At 60.4% G+C, this 20852-nt stretch carries 21 protein-coding genes; 12 read left to right on the top strand and 9 right to left on the bottom strand.

Annotation, left to right across the window (positions count from 1 at the left end; genetic code table 11):
* Window positions 1–187 precede the first annotated feature (187 nt).
* From QMK52_RS05500 to QMK52_RS05470, 7 genes are all read left to right on the top strand, one after another.
* Window positions 188–1849, top strand: a complete 1662-nt coding sequence (locus QMK52_RS05500; protein ID WP_005783912.1) for an OFA family MFS transporter — start codon at window positions 188–190, stop codon at window positions 1847–1849.
* Window positions 1850–2074: 225 nt separating this feature from the next.
* Window positions 2075–2671 carry an imidazoleglycerol-phosphate dehydratase HisB gene (hisB, locus tag QMK52_RS05495; protein ID WP_003187781.1) on the top strand — a complete coding sequence of 199 codons (597 nt, stop codon included), beginning with the start codon at window positions 2075–2077 and terminating at the stop codon, window positions 2669–2671.
* On the top strand, window positions 2671–3309 hold the full coding sequence (hisH, locus tag QMK52_RS05490; RefSeq protein ID WP_005783914.1) for an imidazole glycerol phosphate synthase subunit HisH: 639 nt from the start codon (window positions 2671–2673) through the stop codon (window positions 3307–3309). Before hisB ends, hisH begins: the two co-directional genes overlap by 1 nt.
* Complete coding sequence (locus QMK52_RS05485; RefSeq protein WP_005783916.1) at window positions 3310–3567, top strand: DUF2164 domain-containing protein; 258 nt, start codon at window positions 3310–3312, stop codon at window positions 3565–3567.
* 39 nt (window positions 3568–3606) lie between these two features.
* The gene (gene hisA, locus QMK52_RS05480) at window positions 3607–4344 is read left to right on the top strand and encodes a 1-(5-phosphoribosyl)-5-[(5-phosphoribosylamino)methylideneamino]imidazole-4-carboxamide isomerase (RefSeq protein ID WP_003187784.1); all 738 of its coding nucleotides are present in this window, start codon (window positions 3607–3609) and stop codon (window positions 4342–4344) included.
* Between the two features lie 9 nt (window positions 4345–4353).
* Complete coding sequence (gene hisF, locus QMK52_RS05475) at window positions 4354–5124, top strand: imidazole glycerol phosphate synthase subunit HisF (RefSeq protein ID WP_003171107.1); 771 nt, start codon at window positions 4354–4356, stop codon at window positions 5122–5124.
* Between the two features lie 66 nt (window positions 5125–5190).
* Window positions 5191–5946, top strand: a complete 756-nt coding sequence (locus tag QMK52_RS05470; RefSeq protein ID WP_320403888.1) for an ABC transporter substrate-binding protein — start codon at window positions 5191–5193, stop codon at window positions 5944–5946.
* Between the two features lie 144 nt (window positions 5947–6090).
* Here QMK52_RS05470 and QMK52_RS05465 read toward each other — a convergent pair whose 3' ends face one another.
* The 4 genes from QMK52_RS05465 to gpmI form a co-directional block, all read right to left on the bottom strand.
* Entirely contained in the window at window positions 6091–6864 is a 774-nt protein-coding gene (locus QMK52_RS05465; protein WP_320403887.1) for a divergent polysaccharide deacetylase family protein, read from the bottom strand.
* Window positions 6865–6866: 2 nt separating this feature from the next.
* Complete coding sequence (locus tag QMK52_RS05460) at window positions 6867–8174, bottom strand: S41 family peptidase (protein ID WP_005783925.1); 1308 nt, start codon at window positions 8172–8174, stop codon at window positions 6867–6869.
* Between the two features lie 30 nt (window positions 8175–8204).
* The gene (locus tag QMK52_RS05455; RefSeq protein ID WP_320403886.1) at window positions 8205–9500 is read right to left on the bottom strand and encodes a murein hydrolase activator EnvC; all 1296 of its coding nucleotides are present in this window, start codon (window positions 9498–9500) and stop codon (window positions 8205–8207) included.
* A gap of 258 nt (window positions 9501–9758) precedes the next feature.
* A complete protein-coding gene (gene gpmI / locus QMK52_RS05450) occupies window positions 9759–11285 on the bottom strand; it encodes a 2,3-bisphosphoglycerate-independent phosphoglycerate mutase (protein WP_005783929.1) in 1527 nt (508 codons plus the stop codon).
* Between the two features lie 151 nt (window positions 11286–11436).
* Here gpmI and QMK52_RS05445 point away from each other — a divergent pair, with 151 nt between their 5' ends.
* Genes QMK52_RS05445 through secB form a run of 3 tightly spaced genes read left to right on the top strand, consistent with a single transcriptional unit; the run spans window position 11437 to window position 12628 of the window.
* Entirely contained in the window at window positions 11437–11850 is a 414-nt protein-coding gene (locus QMK52_RS05445; RefSeq protein ID WP_003187796.1) for a rhodanese-like domain-containing protein, read from the top strand.
* 1 nt (window position 11851) lies between these two features.
* Window positions 11852–12106, top strand: a complete 255-nt coding sequence (grxC, locus tag QMK52_RS05440; RefSeq protein WP_005783931.1) for a glutaredoxin 3 — start codon at window positions 11852–11854, stop codon at window positions 12104–12106.
* Between the two features lie 42 nt (window positions 12107–12148).
* Window positions 12149–12628 carry a protein-export chaperone SecB gene (secB, locus tag QMK52_RS05435; RefSeq protein WP_005783933.1) on the top strand — a complete coding sequence of 160 codons (480 nt, stop codon included), beginning with the start codon at window positions 12149–12151 and terminating at the stop codon, window positions 12626–12628.
* A gap of 120 nt (window positions 12629–12748) precedes the next feature.
* Here the strand turns inward: secB and QMK52_RS05430 are convergent, their stop codons facing one another.
* Window positions 12749–13204, bottom strand: a complete 456-nt coding sequence (locus tag QMK52_RS05430) for a tRNA (cytidine(34)-2'-O)-methyltransferase (RefSeq protein ID WP_003171120.1) — start codon at window positions 13202–13204, stop codon at window positions 12749–12751.
* Here QMK52_RS05430 and QMK52_RS05425 point away from each other — a divergent pair.
* Window positions 13203–13643 carry a hypothetical protein gene (locus QMK52_RS05425; RefSeq protein ID WP_005783934.1) on the top strand — a complete coding sequence of 147 codons (441 nt, stop codon included), beginning with the start codon at window positions 13203–13205 and terminating at the stop codon, window positions 13641–13643. The genes QMK52_RS05430 and QMK52_RS05425 overlap by 2 nt on opposite strands.
* A 387-nt stretch (window positions 13644–14030) precedes the next feature.
* On the opposite strand, the gene ntrC is transcribed toward QMK52_RS05425, so the two are convergent.
* The 4 genes from ntrC to glnA form a co-directional block, all read right to left on the bottom strand.
* On the bottom strand, window positions 14031–15467 hold the full coding sequence (ntrC, locus tag QMK52_RS05420; protein ID WP_003187806.1) for a nitrogen regulation protein NR(I): 1437 nt from the start codon (window positions 15465–15467) through the stop codon (window positions 14031–14033).
* Window positions 15464–16549 carry a nitrogen regulation protein NR(II) gene (glnL, locus tag QMK52_RS05415; RefSeq protein ID WP_005783937.1) on the bottom strand — a complete coding sequence of 362 codons (1086 nt, stop codon included), beginning with the start codon at window positions 16547–16549 and terminating at the stop codon, window positions 15464–15466. The genes ntrC and glnL overlap by 4 nt, the downstream gene beginning before the upstream one ends.
* Before the next feature lie 322 nt (window positions 16550–16871).
* Entirely contained in the window at window positions 16872–17408 is a 537-nt protein-coding gene (locus QMK52_RS05410; RefSeq protein ID WP_320403885.1) for a chorismate mutase, read from the bottom strand.
* A 208-nt stretch (window positions 17409–17616) separates the two neighbouring features.
* The gene (glnA, locus tag QMK52_RS05405) at window positions 17617–19023 is read right to left on the bottom strand and encodes a type I glutamate--ammonia ligase (RefSeq protein WP_005783941.1); all 1407 of its coding nucleotides are present in this window, start codon (window positions 19021–19023) and stop codon (window positions 17617–17619) included.
* Between the two features lie 334 nt (window positions 19024–19357).
* On the opposite strand from glnA, the gene thiI reads away from it, so the two are divergent.
* Window positions 19358–20812, top strand: coding sequence for a tRNA uracil 4-sulfurtransferase ThiI (gene thiI, locus QMK52_RS05400; RefSeq protein WP_005783943.1), 1455 nt, complete (start codon window positions 19358–19360; stop codon window positions 20810–20812).
* Window positions 20813–20852: the final 40 nt, after the last annotated feature.

Raw genomic sequence — 20852 nt, 5'->3', positions numbered from 1 at the left:
TAAAAAGGTAGTGGCAGTTTGATTTTTCTGTCATCCACTGGTGCTAATCTCTGCACGTTCGTCCGCCTTCTGCGACTTAACGTCGCGCCTAAATGGAGCTTCACTCAAAAAAACGGCCACGCTTTGCGTGCAAGGCCGAGGAGGAGAGCGCCTGACGGACGCATACCAATAACTGGGGGAAACACCAATGAGCACTAGCACTGTGGCCGGCACCGCCGCCGCACAGCCTGCGTTCCTGTCCAAGGAGCGCATTATCGCCAAGCCCGGGTTCAACCGCTGGCTGGTTCCACCGGCCGCCCTGGCCATCCACCTGTGCATCGGCATGGCCTACGGCTTCTCGGTGTTTTGGCTGCCGTTGTCCAAAGCGCTGGGTATCACCGCACCGGTCGCCTGCGCGCCAGACATGAGCTTTATCGCCCAAGTCTTCTCGTCCCAATGCGACTGGCCCATCTCCATGCTGGGTTGGATCTACACCCTGTTCTTCATCTTCCTGGGCTGCTCGGCCGCGATCTGGGGCGGCTGGCTGGAACATGCCGGGCCACGCAAGGCCGGTGTCGTCTCGGCGTTGTGCTGGTGCGGTGGCCTGCTGATCTCGGCGCTGGGCATCTATACCCACCAGATCTGGCTGATGTGGATCGGCTCCGGGGTCATTGGCGGTATCGGCCTGGGTCTGGGCTATATCTCGCCCGTTTCGACCTTGATCAAGTGGTTCCCGGACAAGCGCGGCATGGCTACCGGCATGGCGATCATGGGCTTCGGCGGCGGCGCGATGGTGGGTGCGCCCCTGGCTGCGGCACTGATGGGGCATTTCTCTTCGCCGACCAGCGTGGGTGTATGGCAGAGCTTTGTGGTCATGGCGGCGATTTATTTCGTGTTCATGATCGGTGGCGCACTGCTGTATCGCGTGCCGCCGACCGGCTGGAAGCCTGAGGGCTGGACCGCGCCGGCGAAAAAAGCCAGCAACGCGATGATCACTCACCGCCACGTGCATGTGAATGTCGCGTGGAAAACCCCGCAATTCCGCCTGGTATGGCTGGTGTTGTGCCTGAACGTATCGGCCGGTATCGGCATCCTCGGCATGGCCTCGCCACTGTTGCAGGAAGTGTTCGGCGGCAAGTTGCTGGGTGTTGATGTGCCATTTGGCCAGCTGGATGCGGGTCAGCTTGCCTCCATTGCAGCCATTGCCGCTGGTTTTACCGGCCTGTTGAGCCTGTTCAACATTGGTGGCCGGTTCTTCTGGGCGTCGTTCTCCGACTATCTGGGACGTAAGAATACCTACTTCGTGTTCTTCGCCTTGGGCTTTGCCCTGTACGCGCTGATCCCGAACCTGGGGCATCTGGGCAACGTGGCGCTGTTCGTGGCGGCGTTCTGCATCATCCTGTCGATGTACGGCGGTGGTTTTGCGACGGTCCCGGCTTACCTGGCCGACTTGTTCGGTACCCAGATGGTCGGTGCTATTCACGGTCGCCTGCTGACCGCCTGGGCTGCTGCGGGCGTGTTGGGGCCGGTACTGGTGAACTACCTGCGTGAGTACCAGTTGAGCATCGGCGTTGAACGCGCCGCGGCGTATGACATCACGTTGTACATCCTTGCCGGCCTGCTGGTGCTGGGTTTCATCTGCAACCTGCTGGTGCGCCCGGTGGCCGACAAGTACTTCATGACCGATGCCGAACTGGCCGCCGAACAGGCGCTCGGGCATGACAAGGGGGCCGATGCGTCCACCGTGCTGGAGTGGAAGGCCTCCGCCGCCAGCAAGCCGTTGGCGATCGCTGCCTGGCTGGTGGTAGGTATTCCGTTGGCGTGGGGTGTGTGGGTGACCCTGCAGAAAACCGCAGTACTGTTCCACTGATACCAAGTGTGGGAGAGGGCTTGCTCCCGATGGCGGCGCATCAGTCAGTGCATTGTTGACTGATCTACCGCTATCGGGAGCAAGCCCCCTCCCACATTGGTTATGCATGTACGCACATGTCTATCTCCGACACGCCGTCAGTCTTATCCCCTTCGATGTTTCTGTTTGGCGCCCGCGCCCCTATAATGGCTGCCTTTTTCGCCCAATGATTTTGCGGAGCTGGTGATGGCCGAACGTAAGGCGTCTGTCGAGCGCGACACTCTGGAAACCCAGATCAAAGCCTCGATCAACCTGGATGGCACCGGAAAGGCCCGATTTGATATCGGTGTCCCTTTTCTTGAGCACATGCTGGACCAGATCGCCCGTCATGGGCTGATCGACCTGGATATCGTCGGCAAGGGCGACCTGCACATCGACGACCACCACATGGTGGAAGACGTGGGCATCACCCTCGGCCAGGCATTTGCCAAGGCTATCGGCGACAAGAAAGGCATCCGTCGCTACGGTCATGCCTATGTTCCGCTGGATGAAGCGCTGTCGCGTGTGGTGATCGACTTCTCCGGCCGCCCAGGCCTGCAGATGCACGTGCCCTACACCCGCGCCAACGTGGGCCGTGGCTTTGATGTGGACCTGTTCCAGGAATTCTTCCAGGGCTTCGTCAACCACGCACTGGTCAGCCTGCATATCGACAACCTGCGCGGCACCAACACCCACCACCAGATCGAAACCGTGTTCAAGGCTTTCGGCCGCGCACTGCGCATGGCTGTGGAAGTCGATGAGCGCATGGGCGGGCAAATGCCGTCGACCAAGGGCGTCCTGTAATGCAGACGGTCGCGGTTATCGACTACGGCATGGGCAACCTGCACTCGGTGGCCAAGGCCCTCGAACACGTAGGCGCCGGCAAGGTGCTGATCACCAGCGATGCCAACGTGATTCGCGAAGCCGACAGAGTGGTGTTCCCAGGCGTCGGTGCGATTCGTGATTGCATGGCCGAAATCCGCCGCCTGGGCTTTGACAGCCTGGTGCGCGAGGTCAGCCAGGATCGTCCATTCCTCGGTATCTGCGTCGGCATGCAAGCCTTGCTCGACAGCAGTGAGGAGAACGGCGGCGTCGATTGCATCGGTATGTTTCCCGGCCAGGTGAAGTTCTTCGGCAAAGACTTGCATGAAGACGGCGAGCATTTGAAGGTCCCGCACATGGGCTGGAACGAGGTGCGCCGCACTGTCGACCACCCGCTGTGGCACGAAATCCCGGACATGGCGCGTTTCTACTTCGTGCACAGTTACTACATCGCTGCCGGTAACCCGCGCCAGGTGGTGGGTGGTGGGCACTACGGTGTCGACTTCGCCGCAGCGCTGGCCGAAGGTTCGCGTTTTGCCGTGCAATTCCACCCGGAAAAGAGCCATACCCATGGCCTGCAATTGCTGCAGAACTTCGCCGCGTGGGATGGTCGCTGGTAAATGGCCAAGAAACCGAAGCCGCCGATCTTGAACCTCACGCCCGAGCAAGAGCGTGAGGCAACCGACAAGATCAAGCGTTTCATGGAAGACCGCTTCGAGCTCAAGCTGGGCTCGTTCGAGGTCGCCGAGATTCTTGAGCTGTTCACCACCGAAGTGGCACCGCACTATTACAACAGGGCGATTTTCGACACGCAGACGCTCCTTAAGGAAAGGTTCGAAAGCATCGAAAGCGACTTGTGGTCGCTTGAGAAACCCTGATTTCCCAAGCATTGCTGAATATCGAATAAGGTTTGCCAGATGCTGATTATCCCCGCTATCGATCTCAAGGACGGCGCTTGTGTACGCCTGCGCCAGGGCCGCATGGAAGATTCCACGGTGTTCTCCGACGACCCGGTGAGCATGGCCGCCAAATGGGTGGAAGGTGGCTGCCGTCGTTTGCATCTGGTGGACTTGAACGGTGCCTTCGAAGGCCAGCCGGTCAATGGTGAGGTGGTCACCGCGATTGCCAAGCGCTACCCGAACCTGCCGATCCAGATCGGCGGCGGCATTCGCTCCCTGGAAACCATCGAGCATTACGTCAAAGCTGGCGTGAGCTACGTGATCATCGGCACCAAGGCCGTGAAAGACCCGGCCTTCGTCGCCGAAGCCTGCCGTGCGTTCCCAGGCAAGGTCATCGTCGGACTGGATGCCAAAGACGGCTTCGTGGCTACCGACGGCTGGGCTGAGATCAGCACCGTGCAGGTGATCGACCTGGCCAAGCAGTTCGAAGCCGACGGCGTGTCCGCCATCGTTTATACCGATATCGCCAAAGACGGCATGATGCAGGGCTGCAATGTGCCGTTCACCGCAGCCTTGGCAGCGGCCACGAAGATTCCGGTGATCGCTTCCGGCGGCATTCACAACCTGGGCGATATCAAGTCGCTGCTGGACGCCAAGGCGCCTGGCATCATCGGCGCCATCACTGGCCGTGCGATTTACGAAGGTACCCTGGACGTTGCCGAAGCCCAGGCTTACTGCGACGCCTACAACGGCTGAGGACTGACCATGGCGCTGGCCAAACGCATCATCCCTTGCCTGGACGTCGACAACGGTCGGGTGGTCAAGGGCGTCAAGTTCGAGAATATCCGCGATGCCGGCGACCCGGTGGAAATCGCCCGTCGTTACGATGAGCAGGGTGCCGACGAGATTACCTTTCTCGACATCACCGCCAGCGTCGATGGCCGCGACACCACATTGCATACCGTCGAGCGCATGGCCAGCCAGGTGTTCATCCCGTTGACCGTGGGCGGTGGCGTGCGCACTGTGCAAGACATCCGCAACCTGCTCAATGCCGGCGCGGACAAGGTCTCGATCAATACTGCCGCAGTATTCAACCCCGAGTTCGTCGGTGAAGCTGCGCAACACTTCGGCTCGCAGTGCATCGTGGTCGCGATCGACGCCAAGAAGGTTTCCGGCCCGGGCGAAACCCCGCGCTGGGAGATCTTCACCCACGGCGGGCGCAAACCTACCGGGCTGGACGCGGTGGAGTGGGCGATGAAGATGGAAGGCTTGGGCGCCGGTGAAATCCTGCTGACCAGCATGGACCAGGACGGCATGAAAAACGGCTTCGACCTGGGCGTGACCCGCGCTATCAGCGATGCACTGGGTATCCCGGTGATCGCCTCCGGTGGCGTCGGTAACCTGCAGCATTTGGCCGACGGTGTTATCGAAGGCCATGCCAGCGCAGTGCTGGCGGCGAGTATTTTCCACTTTGGTGAATACACCGTACCTGAGGCCAAGGCCTACATGGCAGCGCGCGGTATCGTCGTCCGCTAAACGCTGCTGGACACCATGGCAGGCTCGCGGCACTCTCTGCGCTTGCCATGGATTCCGGTAGCCTTCATGTTCAAACACCTGCTGCTCGCCCTCGCCAGTACCTCCATGCTCATGGGCGGTACGGCCCAAGCCGAAGAGCCGTCTGACGCCTCCCTGGTGCTGCTGACGGAAAATTTCCCGCCCTACAACATGGCGAAAAACGGCAAGAACTTCGCCAAGGACGAGAACATCGAAGGCATCGCCGTGGACATTGTGCGCGAAACCTTCCAGCGCGCCGGCATTTCCTACAACCTTACGTTGCGTTTTCCTTGGGAGCGAATCTACAAACTCGCCCTGGAAAAGCCTGGCTACGGTGTATTTGTGATGGCGCGGCTGCCGGACCGTGAAGCCTTGTTCAAATGGGTCGGCCCCATCGGCCCGGACGATTGGGTGCTGCTGGCCAAGGCTGACAGCAATATCCAGCTCGACGATCTTGAGCACGCCCGCCGCTACAGGATCGGCGCTTACAAGGGCGACGCGATTGCCGAAACCTTGGGAAAACAGGGGCTCAATCCGATTGTCGCTCTGCGCGATCAGGACAATGCGCAAAAGCTCATGGACGGCCAGATCGACCTGTGGGCCACTGGCGATCCCGCCGGGCGTTATCTAGCGCGCCAGGTGGGTGTGAGCGGGCTCAAGACGGTGTTGCGGTTCAACAGTGCGCAGCTTTATTTGGCGTTGAACAGGGAAGTGCCTGATGAGGTGGTCGCCAAGCTCCAGGCGGCGCTGGATGAGTTACGCAAGAGCGGTCGTGTAGACGAAATCATGGCGCGTTACCTCTGAAGTTGGCAGTTGCGCAGAATAAACGCGGTCAAAATGTGGGAGGGGGCTTGCCCCCGATAGCGGTAGATCAGCCAATACATTTTCAGCTGACACACCGCCATCGGGGGCAAGCCCCCTCCCACATTGGATCTTCGCTGGCTTCATTTAGCGGTAAATGCCGTTTTTGCCGTGGGCACTCATGGCTCGATTGCTGCGCACGCTGATCATCAACTTGATATCGATCCAGTCGATACCCTGGGCCTTGAGCTTGGGCAGCTCGCGCTCCAGCACCGCCAGGGTCTGTGGGTAAGGGTGCCCGATCATCACCGCCGAACCCTGCTTATGCGCCAGCTTGATTGCGGTTTGCAGTTGGGTGGTAATCGCCGCCTCGGTGCGTTCGTCATCGAGGAACACATCCCGCGATACATGCGCCAGCCCGATCTTCTGCGCCTCGGCGGCGGCGACGGTCTGCGCGCTGGTGCGGCTGTCCACAAAGAACTTGTGGCGCCGTTGCAGCTCGGCCATCAACCACGTCATGGCCTGCGGCTGCGCGGTCATGCGGCTGCCCATATGGTTGTTGATACCGGCAGTGTAGGGCACGGCTTCAAACGCGGCGTCCAGGCGCTTGCCGAGTTCTTCCACCGGCAGCTCGGGGTGCCAGGCGAAGGGGCCGGTGGCCGGGTCCATGGGCATGTGCAGGATCACGATCTTGCCGGCCTTGTGCGCCTCGCGGGCGAATTCGGCGGCATGGGGCGTGTCGGGCATGATCGCGGCGGTCACCGGGCCGGGCAGCGCAAGTACACGGCGATCGCGCGGCAGGTTTTGCCCCAGGTCGTCGATGATGAGGGTCAGGTAGGCTTTGTGGGGTTCGCCGGCAGGGGCCGCGTGAGCGACACCTGCCAGGCTGCACAGCACAGCGATGATCAGGGCAAAACGCATGATCAACGGCTGCGCGTGATGCTCAGGCCCTTGAGCAGGCTCAGCGCCTGGGCCAGTTGGTAGTCATCGTCCTGCGGCATCGGTTTGGCCTTGGCGCCGCTACCGGTAGGCTGGTCGGCACCGCCGTTGCCATTGCCCAGGTGACCCTGCAGGTCGGCCTCCTTGTAGTACTCGCCGTCGATCTCGTTGGTGATCTTGGCCCTGCGCACTTCGATGTCCGGCACGATGCCTTGGGCCTGGATCGAGCGGCCGTTCGGTGTGTAATACAGCGCTGTGGTGATTTTCAATGCGCGTTCGTTGTTCAACGGTAACACCGTCTGCACCGAGCCTTTGCCGAAACTGGTGGTGCCCATCAGCACGCCGCGCTTGAGGTCTTGCAGGGCGCCGGCGACGATTTCCGACGCCGAGGCACTGCCGCCGTTGATCAGCACCGCCAACGGCACGTTTTCGCTCAGGTCGTTGCCGGTGGCCGAGAAGCGCAGTTCGGAGTTGGCGATACGGCCTTTGGTATAAACGATCAGGCCCTTGGTGACAAAGTGGTCGACCACCTCAACTGCCGACTGCAACACGCCGCCGGGGTTGTTGCGCAGGTCGAGCACGATGCCGTTGAGTTTCTTGCCATTGTCTTTGCGCAGCTTGGCCAGGGCCTTGGCCACTTCGTCGCCGGTCTTGACCTGGAACTGGGTGATACGGATGTAGCCGTAGCCCGACTCCAGCAACTGGCTCTTCACGCTCTTGACCGTGATGGTCGCGCGGGCCAGGGTCACGTCAAACGGGTTGCCGCCGTCGCGTACCAGGGTCAGGGTGATTTTCTGGCCGAGCTTGCCGCGCATCTTGTCGACGGCCTCGGTCATGCTCTGGCCACGGGTCGGCTGGCCGTTGATCTTCACGATCAGGTCGCCGGCCTGGATACCGGCCTTGGATGCAGGGGTATCGTCGATGGGCGAGACCACTTTGATCTGGCCGTCTTCGGAGCCCACTTCGATGCCCAGGCCACCGAACTCGCCGCTGGTGCTTTCCTGCAGCTCGGCGAAATCTTCAGGGCCCAGGTAGGCGGAGTGCGGGTCGAGGTTGCTGAGCATGCCCTTGATGGCATTTTCCAGCAGGGCCTTGTCGTCTACGGGTTCGACATACGCTGCCTTGATCCGGTCCATGACCTCGGCAAAGGTGCGCAGCTCATCCAGCGGCAACGGCGCCTTGGTGGTCGCGGCCATTGCAGCGGGTGCAGCCTGGTCGGCAAAAGCCAGAGGCGCGCCGATCACCAGGGCGATCGTCAGGGCCAGCGAAGTGAGGCGGGACAAATGCAGCATGTCGAACGAACTCCTAATGTAGATGCGGCCCTATCCTTGGGAACGGCACCATTGTGCGGGATCGCTCGGGCGACCCTGCTGACGAATAGCGAAGTACAGCGCCGGGGTGTCCTGGCCGCCACTGTTACCGACAGTGGAGATGGATTCACCGGCTTTTACAACATCACCTGCCGACTTGAGTAATGTCTGATTGTGGCCGTAAAGGCTCAAATAGCCATTTCCATGGTCGAGAATCACCAGCAAACCGGCGCCCCGCAGCCAATCGGCAAACACCACGCGCCCACCGTGAACGGCATGGACCTGGCTGCCGGCTGAGGCGCTGATCATCACCCCATCCCACTTGGCGCGGGTGTCATCGCCACGGGTTTCCCCAAAGCGTGCCAATAGTCGACCATCAACCGGCCATGGAAGTTTGCCCCGCGCTGAAGCAAAAGGGCCGCCGAATGACTCGCCGCTGCTGGAAACCAGCGGGCCGGGGCTGGCGCGCACGGGTTTGCGCGGTGCCGGCGCGTCGCTGGTGGCAGCCAGTTCGGCCTCACGCTGACGCTTTTTTTCCGCTTCCTGCTGGGCGATCAGCGCTTTTTGCCGCGCTTCTTCGGCCTCGCGTGCCTGGCGGGCCAGGGTTTCTTCGATGGTCTTGAGCACTTTGGCCAGGTCGGCCTGATCCTGCTCGCGGGCCTGGAGCTTGGCGTCGCGGGCTTTTACATCGCTGTTGAGCTTGGCCAGAGCCTGCTGGCGCTCCTTGCGCACCTTGTCCAACTGGTCGCGCTGAACGTCGAGGGCGCTTTTCTGGTCGAGCAGTTGCGACTGCTGGTCGGCAATTTCCTGCTCGACATTGGCCAATTGGCGCAGGGTTTCATTGAAACCCTTCAATTGCGCCAGGCGCGCCTGGCTCAGGTAATCGTAATAGGTGAGGGTGCGGGCGAATTTTTCCGGGTTCTGCTGGTTGAGCAGCAGCTTGAGGTATTCCTGGCGGCCGCTCTGGTAGGCGGCGCGGGCCTGGATCGCGATCAGGCGTTGCTGTTCAACGCGTGCGCTCTGGAGTTTTTTTTTCTCAGCGTCGAGTCGCTCCAGTTCCGACTCGCTCTTCTTTAGTTCTTTTTGCAACTCCTGGACCTGCTTCTCAAGCTTGCCCATTTCGGTTTCCGTGCCGCGCAGGTCTTTTTGCACCCCGGATTTTTCTTCCTGGAGCTTGCCGAGCAGCTTTTTCAGCTCGGTAATGTCCTGACGCGTAGCGTCCAACTGTTGTTGGGTTTGTGCGCGCTCATCGGCAAACGCCGGTTGGAGCAGGCAGACAAGAGCAAGGGTTATCAAGGCGCGAAGCATAGAGGCGGGCGACACCAGGGGAAAAGGACGGCCTAGTATGCCCGCCAAGCGCTGCAAAAAAAACGCCCAATTGGGGCTTGCGGGCAAGATAGGTGCCGAGTGGCGGTGGTATGGCAAAAAGATATCTACCAAACGCCACAAAACCAATGTGGGAGCGGGCTTGCCCGCGATTGCGGTGGGTCAGCGACATAGATGTCGACTGATTAGCCGCTATCGCGGGCAAGCCCGCTCCCACACTGTTTTGTGGCGTACTTTGGATCAGACCAGGATGGAGGTCCCGGTCATCTCCTTCGGTTGCTCCAGCCCCATCAGCATCAGCATGGTCGGCGCCACATCCGCCAGTACGCCGCCATTACGCACTTTGAAGTCGCGCTTGCCAACGTAGATGAACGGCACCGGCTCGGTCGTGTGCGCGGTATGCGCCTGACCGGTGGACTCGTCTGACATCTGCTCGCAGTTGCCATGGTCTGCGGTGATCAGCGCTTCGCCGCCGACTTTTTCCAGGGCGTCGACAATGCGGCCAACGCACAGGTCCAGGCATTCAACGGCCTTGACCGCCGCTTCCAGGTTACCGCTATGGCCGACCATGTCGCCGTTGGCGTAATTCACCACGATCACGTCGTAACGCTGGTTATCAATGGCATCGACGATTTTGTCGGTCACTTCCGGCGCGCTCATTTCCGGCTGCAGGTCGTAGGTGGCGACTTTTGGCGATGGGATCAGGATGCGCTCTTCGCCCGGGAACGGTTCTTCGCGGCCACCGGAGAAGAAAAACGTCACGTGGGCGTATTTCTCGGTCTCGGCGATGCGCAGCTGGGTCTTGCCGTTTTTCGCCAGGTAATCACCCAGCACGTTTTCCAGGCTGCCCGGGGCGAACGCCGACGGGGCCGGGATGTTGGCGGCGTACTGGGTGAGCATGACGAACTCGACTTTCGGCTGGCGTGCGCGCTCGAAGTCCTTGAAACCTTCATCGACGAACACATGGCTCAACTCGCGGGCACGGTCGGCGCGGAAGTTCATGAATACAACGGCGTCGCCGTCTTCGACCTTCACCGGCTCGCCGATGGTGGTGGCTTTGACGAACTCATCGCTCTCGCCACGGGCGTAGGCCGCTTCCAGGCCTTCCTGGGCAGTGGCGGCATTGAATTCGGCCTGGCCGTCGACGATCAGGTTGTAGGCCTGGGACACGCGGTCCCAGCGGTTGTCGCGGTCCATGGCAAAGTAACGGCCCACCAGGCTGGCGATGCGGCCCTTGCCGAGGGCGGCGAAGGTGGTGTCGAGCAGTTCGATAGACGATTGCGCGCTTTTCGGCGGGGTGTCGCGGCCGTCGAGGAAGGCGTGCAGGTAGATCTTGTCGGCGCCGCGCTTGAAGGCCAGTTCGGCCATGGCCACCAGATGGTCCTGATGGCTGTGTACCCCGCCGTCCGACAGCAGGCCCATGAAATGCACGGCCTTGCCGGCGGCCACCGCTTTATCGACCGCGGCGCAGATGGTCGGGTTCTCGAAAAACTCGCCATCGCGGATCGCTTTGGTCACACGCGTGAAGTCCTGGTATACCACTCGTCCGGCGCCAAGGTTCATGTGGCCGACTTCCGAGTTGCCCATCTGGCCGTCTGGCAGGCCCACGTCCATGCCGGAACCGGAGATCAATCCGTTGGGGACGGTAGCGCTCAGGCGGTCCAGCACGGGCTTGTTGGCCGAGTACACGGCGTTGTCGTGGTGGCTTTCACTGTGTCCGAAGCCATCGAGAATTATCAGGACCAAAGGTTTAGGCGTGGTAGTCATAGATCCTCTCGCGGCGGTAATAAAGGAAGACAATGGAAAAGGGAGTGGCAGTTTAAAGCGAAGTTCCGAGCGCGTCACCGCTTTACGGGGGTTGGCCCTCCTTGGCGGCTGTGTATACTTACCGCCATTTTAACGCCCTGGAACCTCCTTGATGGTTGATCACCTGATTGCATTTGCCACTGCCCACTACCTGCTCGTGGGTGCCTTCGTCATCCTGCTGGCGTTGCTGATCGCACATGAACTGAGCCGCGGTGGTCGCAGCCTGAGCACGTCGGAGCTGACCGCGCTGGTCAACAAGGATGAGGCCGTTGTCGTCGATATTCGCCCGGCCAAGGATTATGCCGCCGGCCATATCGTTGGCGCCCTGAACATTCCCCAGGACAAGCTGATCGCACGCTTGGCCGAGCTGGAAAAATACAAGGCCAAGACCATCATCCTGGTCGACGCCCAAGGCCAGCACTCCGGCACCCACGCCCGCGAGATGCTCAAGACCGGCTTCACCGCCGCCAAGCTGTCGGGTGGTATCAGCAGCTGGCGTGGCGATAACCTGCCGTTGGTGAAGTGATATGAGCCAGGTTGTCGTGTATTCCAGCGATTGGTGCCCTTACTGCATGCGGGCCAAGGCCCTGCTTGAGAAAAAGGGTGTTGCCTTCGAAGAGATCAAGGTCGATGGCAAGCCCCAGGTGCGTGCCGAAATGGCCCAGAAGGCCGGCCGCACGTCGGTCCCGCAGATCTGGATCGGCGCCAAGCACATCGGTGGTTGCGATGACCTGTTCGCTCTGGAGCGCGCCGGTAAACTTGATGCGCTGCTGTCCGTCTGACTGCTAACCCCTTAAGAACCCCAAGATAAAGAAGGATCTGCGATGACTGATCAACAGAACACCGAAGCAGCGCAAGACCAAGGCCCACAGTTTTCGCTGCAGCGCATCTACGTGCGTGACCTGTCGTTCGAAGCGCCGAAAAGCCCGGCGATCTTCCGTCAGGAATGGACCCCAAGCGTTGCGCTGGACCTGAACACCCGTCAGAAAGCCCTGGAAGGCGACTTCCACGAAGTGGTGCTGACCCTGTCGGTCACCGTCAAGAACGGCGAAGAAGTGGCCTTCATCGCTGAAGTGCAACAGGCCGGCATCTTCCTGATCCAGGGCCTGGACGAAGCGTCCATGAGCCACACCCTGGGCGCGTTCTGCCCGAACATCCTGTTCCCGTATGCCCGTGAGACCCTGGACAGCCTGGTCACCCGTGGCTCGTTCCCGGCACTGATGCTGGCTCCGGTGAACTTCGATGCCCTGTACGCCCAAGAGCTGCAGCGCATGCAACAGGAAGGCGCGCCGACCGTTCAGTAAGTCGATGCGATAAAAAATGTGGGAGGGGGCTTGCCCCCGATAGCGGTGGACCAGTCACTTAGATGTTGACTGACACTCCGTCATCGGGGGCAAGCCCCCTCCCACATTTGTTATGCGGTGTTACTTAAAGCCAAGCTGGCGCCAGCCTTCGTAGACGGCCACTGCGACGGTGTTGGACAGGTTCAGGCTGCGGCAGCCCTCGCGCATCGGCAAACGCAGGCGGTGGCCATCGGGCAATGCGTCGAGCACCTCGGCCGGCAGGCCACGGCTTTCCGGGCCGAACAGGAAGGCATCGCCCTCGGCAAAGCTGGCATCGTGAAACGGGCGCGAACCCTTGGTGGTGAACGCGAACAGGCGCGGATGGCCCAGGCTTTCCAGGCAACTGGCCAGGTCGGCGTGACGCTTGAGGGTGGCGTACTCGTGGTAGTCCAGCCCGGCGCGGCGCAGGCGCTTGTCGTCCATGTCGAAGCCCAACGGCTCGATCAAATGCAGGTGGCAGCCACTGTTGGCGCACAGCCTGATAACGTTGCCGGTATTCGGCGGAATTTCTGGTTGAAAAAGGATGACGTGAAACATGCACGGCTCCGAAGGCAAAGATGCGCTGCATTCTACCCCTGAAGAAGACCCGAGGCCGAAGCTATTGCCGAGGGTTTTGGGCTCGTTGGCGATTGTCGGCTTGATGGTGGGTTTGATGATCGGTCGCCTGACCACGCCAGACCCAGCCCAGTTACTGGAGGTGGTGCCGGCTGTCGACGGTGTAGCGGTGTGGTTCAACCGTGAACCCAAGCTGCACGGCGAGCATATCGACGGCACCGTGGCGCTGCTGTTTGACGCCCAGGGCAAGGCGGCCAGCGGGCAGCTCAAGGTCAATGACAAGGACGTGAACTGGCGTGTGCGCAAGACCGATGGTGGTTTGCTGCTGAACCTGGTGGCGGCGCGACCGTTGCGTGGGGAGTGGAAAGGCGAGCAGGTCGATGACCGCTGGCGGCTGGAGGTCCATCTCCAAGAGCAATAAAAGAGGGAGTTCCCGGCCTGCCTGTACCAGGGCTCCCAAAACGGGTGAAGCCAAGGGCTTCGGTGTTAAAGAGGGGATTCTCGGCCTGCCTGTACCAAGGTCCCCGAAACTGGGTTGTACGAGGGTTATTGCAGGGCGCGTGCCAGAGTTTGCAATTTCACCCATAAAATTTTTCCAAAAAGCGCAAAGCCCCGTAATCCGGGGCTTTGGTGGTTTCAGCTTGCGAGAGTTGTTCCGCGATAACGGTCTTCCACGTATCCGGCCCGTGCCCGATGCCGGTTCATGGTGCATTGAAGCGGTGCACAGTCGTGGAATTGCAGAGATCCAAATGTGGGAGGGAGCAAGCCCCCTCCCACATAAGACTTTCAGTGGATCTGGGAGGTGTGATCAGGCCTCATCACCCTCATCATCATCCCCACCATCTACCTTCATCCCCAATTCCTTGATCTTGCGCGTCAGGGTATTGCGCCCCCAACCCAGCAGCACGGCCGCATCGCGACGGCGGCCGGCGGTATGCTTCAACGCGGTCTCAATCATGATCCGCTCGAATGCCGGCACGGCGCTGTCCAGCAGGTTCGACTGGCCGCGCGCCAACGCCTGGTCGGCCCATTGGCGCAGCGCTTGTTCCCAGTTGGTTACCGGTGCCGAATCTTGCGGCAGGCTCAGCAGCTCAGGCGGCAGGTCGCTGATATGCACTTCACGCCCGGAGGCCATTACGGTGATCCAGCGGCAGGTGTTCTCCAGCTGGCGCACGTTGCCGGGCCACGGCAGGTTCTTGAGGTATTCCTCGGTCTCGCTTTTGAGCAGCTTGGGCTCCACCGCCAGCTCCAGGGCGGCGCGGCTGAGGAAGTGGCGGGCGAGAGTCGGAATGTCTTCGCGGCGGTCCGACATGCGCGGGATATGGATGCGGATCACATTGAGGCGGTGGAACAAGTCCTCACGGAACTTGCCCGCGTGTACCAGGGTTTCGAGGTTCTGGTGGGTGGCCGCAATGATGCGCACATCAACCTTGACCGGTGTGTGCCCGCCGACACGATAGAACTCACCGTCCGCCAACACCCGTAGCAAGCGGGTCTGGGTATCGGCCGGCATGTCGCCGATCTCATCGAGAAACAGCGTGCCGCCGTCGGCCTGTTCAAAGCGCCCGCGACGCAGGTTGGCCGCGCCGGTGAACGCGCCTTTCTCATGGCCGAACAGCTCGGACTCCATCAGGTCCTTGGGGATCGCCGCCATGTTCAGTGCGATAAACGGCGAGGCCGCACGCGGGCTGTGACGGTGCAGGGCATGGGCCACCAGCTCTTTACCGGTGCCCGACTCGCCATTGATCAGCACAGTGATGTTGGAGTGGCTCAAGCGCCCGATGGCGCGAAACACTTCCTGCATCGCTGGCGCTTCACCGATGATTTCCGGGGTGCGGGTCAGGGTTGGCGGGGCTTCCTGGTTCTGTTGTTCCTGGGCGTGCTGGTTGGCGCGCTTGACCAGCGCCACCGCCTCATCCACGTCGAATGGCTTGGGCAGGTATTCAAAGGCGCCGCCCTGGTAGGACGCGACAGCGCTGTCCAGGTCCGAGTGCGCAGTCATGATGATCACCGGCAAGCGCGGGTGCTGCTCGCGGATGCGCGCCAGCAAGTCCAGGCCGCTTGCGCCGGGCATACGAATGTCGGAGATGATCACGTCCGGCTGCTGGCGTGCCAGGCGGCTCATCACCCCGTCGGCGCTGTCGAAGCTTTGGGTGGTCATGCCTTCCTGTTGCAAGGCTTTTTCCAGGACCCAACGGATAGAACGGTCGTCATCGACGATCCAGACAGTTTCACTACGGCTCATGTCGTGGGGGCTCCTTGTTCCAATGGCAGGAAGATCGAGAACGTGGTGTGGCCGGGATGGCTCTCACATTCGATCAGGCCCTGGTGCTGGCTGATGATGTTCTGGGTAATGGCCAGGCCCAGCCCGGTACCGTCCGGGCGGCCACTGACCATGGGGAAGAAGATGGTTTCCTGCAGTTCGGCGGGAATGCCGGGGCCGTTGTCGATGATCTCGACCTTGGTCACCAGGCGATGGCGTACATGGCCGATGGTGAACTGGCGCAGGGCGCGGGTGCGCAGGCTGATGCGGCCCAGGCGCAGCTCGTTCTGGCTGCTGATGGCCTGCATGGCGTTGCGCACGATATTGAGCACCGCCTGGATCATTTGCTCGCGGTCGATCAATACGTCGGGAATGCTCGGGTCATAGTCGCGTACCAGGGTGATGCAGCCCTGGCTTTCGGCCTCGACCAGTTGGCAGACGCGCTCCAGCACCTCATGCACGTTGGTCATCGCCAATGACGGCAACTTGTTGGAGCCGAGCATCCGGTCCACCAGGTTACGCAGGCGGTCGGCTTCTTCGATGATGACGTTGGTGTAGTCCTTGAGATGCTCCTCGGGCAGTTCGCGGGCCAGCAGTTGCGCGGCACCGCGAATCCCGCCGAGCGGGTTCTTGATCTCGTGAGCCAGGCCGCGCACCAGCATCTTGCTGGTTTCCTGCTTGGACAGCTGCGCCTCTTCCTTGGTGATGCGCAGCAGGCGGTCGCGGGGGTGTACTTCGAGCAATAGCAGCGTGGCGCCATTGCTCAGAATGGGGGTTACCGCGTAATCGACCGTCAGTGTCTGGCCGGTGAGGGCGGTGAGCATCGCTTCGCGCTTGGTGAACGGATGTGCTTGCTCCACGGCCTGGCGCAACGAGCTCAAGGCTTCGGCCGACTCGGTGAACAGCTCGCTGATGAACTGCCCATGGCTGCGCTGGCCGCTGATGGCCAGGAGCATCTCCGCCGCCGGGTTCATGTACTCAAGGCGCAGATCGGCATTGAGCAGGATGGTCGCGGTGGTCAGGTTGTCGAGTAACAAACGGTGCAGTGCATCACTGATGGTCATCGGGACCTCTTTTGGAGCAAGGCGCAGGCTTGAGGCACACGCTGATACAAGGAAAATGCAAAAACCAAACCAAGGCTCCGAAAAGAAGCGTTAAAGCCCTGAAATAGGCGTTTGTGGCGCGAAACTGTGGCGTTCTGCCAGTTTGATCGGGAAGATTCGAACCAAAATGGGCTGTGGCTGGAGTGAGGGTGCAACCTATCGCACCAATATAGTGCGGTTTTGCGAAGGTTGTTCAGGAAGCTGCCAGAGATGGCCCTGAATGCATGCAGTCCAAATGTGGGAGGGGGGGCTTGCTCCCACATTTTTACCGGGTTTGCAGTCATTAACCTTTGTAGATGCAGAGTTCGGCGGTGGCGCGGATCATTGCCAGTTGGCGCAGCGGATCGTTCAAAGGCTCATGCACCGCCTCGGCCAGCCATTGCGGGCATTGCGGGTCGGTGCGCTGTGGGGTGAAGTCGGCCAGTTGTTGCAGCAGGCGTTTTTGCAGCTCATCCAACTGCGGGCGAATCTGCTTCACCAGGTCGGGGCGTGGGTCGTCCGGTGCCTTGCCCTGAAACTGCCAGTCGGACAGGTGGGTGTATTGCACCAGTTTGTTCGCCTCGATCTGCGCGGAGAAAAACTGCTCGGCGGCGGCGGGCTCAAGCTTGTAGCTCGAGGCCTGAGCGACGACGCTGGCGATCACTTCCTGCTCGCGGTTTTTGTCTTCGACGGGCTTGTGGCTGTCCCATTTGCTCAAGGCCACCTGGTCGGCAATCTCCAGGCGTTCGGCGATGCTGTTGAGCAGGGGTTCGAGCGTAGGCGGCGCAGCGCTCGCACTGGCACTGATGAACAGCAGGGCAAATACAAGTCGATGCCTCAAAGGTGATCTCCTGTGGGAGCGGGCTTGCCCGCGATGGCGGTATGTCAGTGATACAGCAGGTGGCCGGTAGTGCGCTATCGCAGGCAAGCCAGCTCCCACACTTTGATTGGGTTTGCAGAGCTGGCGTAGCGTAACGCCCAGGCAAAAAAAAGACCTCCCGGGGGAGGTCTTTTTCGTCACGCCGCTCTTAAGAAGCCGCGCTACCGGATCAGCAGCTGTAGTACAGCTCGTATTCCAGTGGGTGTACGAAGGTGCGCACCTTGATTTCTTCTTCGCTTTTCAGGGCGATGTAAGCGTCGATGAAGTCGTCGCTGAACACGCCGCCTTTGGTCAGGAACGCACGGCCCTTGTCCAGCTCTTCCAGGGCTTCTTTCAGGCTGCCGCACACTTGTGGGATCTCTTTGGCCTCTTCAGGCGGCAGGTCGTACAAGTTCTTGTCGGCGGCGTCGCCAGGGTGGATCTTGTTCTGGATACCGTCCAGGCCGGCCATGACCAGTGCAGCGAAGGCCAGGTATGGGTTGGCAGCCGGGTCCGGGAAGCGAGCTTCGATACGGCGAGCGCGCGGGCTGGACACGTAAGGAATACGGATCGAGGCAGAGCGGTTACGCGCCGAGTAGGCCAGCATTACCGGCGCTTCGAAACCTGGGACCAGACGCTTGTAGGAGTTGGTCGACGGGTTGGTGAAGCCGTTCAGGGCCTTACCGTGCTTGATGATGCCGCCGATGAAGTACAGGGCGGTATCGGACAGGCCGGCATACCCTTCACCTGCGAAAGTGTTCTTGCCTTCTTTGGCGATGGACAGGTGAACGTGCATACCCGAACCGTTATCGCCGTACAGAGGCTTGGGCATGAAGGTAGCGGTACGGCCGTAAGCGACGGCAGTGTTGTGTACGCAGTACTTCAGGGTCTGAACTTCGTCAGCCTTGGCTACCAGGGTGTTGAACTTCACACCGATTTCGTTCTGGCCGGCAGTCGCCACTTCGTGGTGATGCACTTCGATGACCAGGCCCATGTCTTCCATGGCGTTGCACATGGAGGTACGGATTTCGTGGTCGTGGTCGAACGGTGGAACCGGGAAGTAGCCGCCTTTGATGCCTGGACGGTGGCCATGGTTGCCGCCTTCCACGTCCTGGTCGGACATCCACGAACCTTGTTCGGAGTAGATCTTGAACATGGAGCCAGAGATGTCGGACTTGAACTTAACCTGGTCGAAGATGAAGAACTCTGGCTCCGGGCCCACGAATACAGTGTCACCAATACCGGTGGACTTCAGGTATTCCTCGGCACGCTTGGCGATCGCACGTGGGTCGCGGTCGTAGCCTTGCATGGTCGACGGCTCGATCACGTCGCAGACCAGGATCAGGGTCGGCTCTTCGGTGAACGGGTCCAGCACGGCAGTGCTGTCGTCCGGCATCAGGATCATGTCGGAAGCTTCAATGCCTTTCCAGCCGGCGATGGAGGAACCGTCGAACATTTTGCCTTCTTCGAAGAAAGCATCATCCAGCGCGTCGCGAGCCGGCATGGTCACGTGGTGCTGAGTGCCTTTTGTGTCCGTGAAGCGCAGATCAATCCATTTAACGTCATGATCTTTGATGAGTTGAACCGACTTCGACATGGTGTCCTCCGGGTGGCTTCGGGCTTGGGTAGTGGAGTTAGCCCTTAGAATGTGGGTGATGCCGGCGCGGATACTCCGCCAAGGCAACCTGCCTCACAAGAGAGCAAATTACATGCCAGTGCGCCAACATGGTCTTTTTGCCTCAAAATGGCCCCTAAAGCGGTGCAATAGGCCAAAGCGCGAGAAATAGCGCACTACAATGTAGCGTTTATTTGTGTAAATGACCTGTTTTGGTGCGTTGCACGTTCGATGCATATTAACTGGTTAAACCTTGAGCGATTTCCGCTATAATCCGCGCCCCCCTTTTTCAGCAGGCCCGGCGCGCGCTGTTTCCATGAAATTAATCGTTAAAGTCTTCCCCGAGATCACCATCAAAAGCCGACCGGTACGGACGCGTTTCATCCGTCAGTTGGCCAAGAACATCCGTGCCGTGCTCCGTGACCTGGACCCGGCTGTGGTGGTGAACGGCGTGTGGGACAACCTCGAGCTGGAAACCCGCATTACCGACGCCAAAGCCTTGAAGGACATGACCGAGCGCCTGAGCTGCATGCCGGGCATCGCGCATTTCCTGCAGGTGGATGAGTACCCGCTGGGCGACTTCGATGACATCACCGAAAAGTGCAAGCAGCACTACGGCAGTGCGCTTGAAGGGAAGATTTTTTCGGTGCGCTGCAAGCGTGCCGGCAAGCACACCTTCAGCTCCATGGATGTCGAGAAATACGTCGGCAGCAAGCTGCGTCGCGAGTGCGGCGCCGCTGGAATTTCCCTTAAAGCGCCGCAAATTGAAGTGCGCATGGAAATTCGCGACCAACGGTTGTTTGTGATCCACAGCCAGCACAACAGCATCGGCGGCTACCCGCTGGGCGCCCTGGAACAGACCCTGGTATTGATGTCCGGCGGTTTCGATTCCACGGTGGCGGCCTACCAGATCATGCGCCGCGGCCTGATGAGCCACTTCTGCTTCTTTAACCTGGGCGGGCGTGCCCATGAATTGGGCGTGATGGAAGTTGCGCACTTTATCTGGAAGAAGTACGGCAGCTCCCAGCGCGTGCTATTTGTAAGCGTGCCGTTCGAGGAAGTGCTGGGCGAAATTCTCGGCAAAGTCGATAACAGTCATATGGGCGTGGTATTGAAGCGTATGATGTTGCGCGCCGCTTCCCGAATCGCCGATCAATTGCAGATTGACGCGCTGGTGACCGGCGAGGCGATTTCCCAGGTGTCCAGCCAGACGCTGCCGAACCTGTCGATCATCGACTGCGTCACCGAGAAGCTGGTGTTGCGCCCGCTGATCGCCAGCCACAAACAGGACATCATCGACCTGGCAGAGCAAATCGGCACCGCCGACTTTGCCAAGCACATGCCCGAGTACTGCGGGGTCATTTCGGTGAACCCAAAGACCCACGCCAAGCGTCACCGCGTGGAGCATGAAGAGAAAGAATTCGACATGGCGATTCTGGAGCGTGCGCTCGAGAACGCCAAGCTGGTCCCAATCGATCGGGTGATCGACGAGTTGGGTCAGGATGTAAAAATCGAAGAAGTCAGCGAAGCCCTGGCCGGCCAGATCGTCATCGACATCCGTCACCCGGATGCCGCTGAGGATGAGCCGCTGGAAATCGCCGGCATCGACGTGCAAACGCTGCCGTTCTACGCACTGAACGCGCGTTTCAAGGAACTGGATAACAGCCGTCAGTACCTGTTGTATTGCGACAAAGGCGTGATGAGTCGCCTGCATGCCCACCATTTGCTCAGTGAGGGGCATGCCAATGTGCGCGTTTATCGACCGAGCTAAGAGCCCGGGGCTGTTTGCCTGTGGCCTGCGTCACCGGCCC

It is taken from the genome of Pseudomonas sp. P9_2 (assembly GCF_034008255.1).
GTDB classification, from domain to species: Bacteria; Pseudomonadota; Gammaproteobacteria; order Pseudomonadales; family Pseudomonadaceae; genus Aquipseudomonas; species Aquipseudomonas synxantha_A.
The sequence above is the reverse complement of the archived record's forward strand: the minus strand, read 5'-3'. Positions and strand labels throughout refer to the sequence as shown.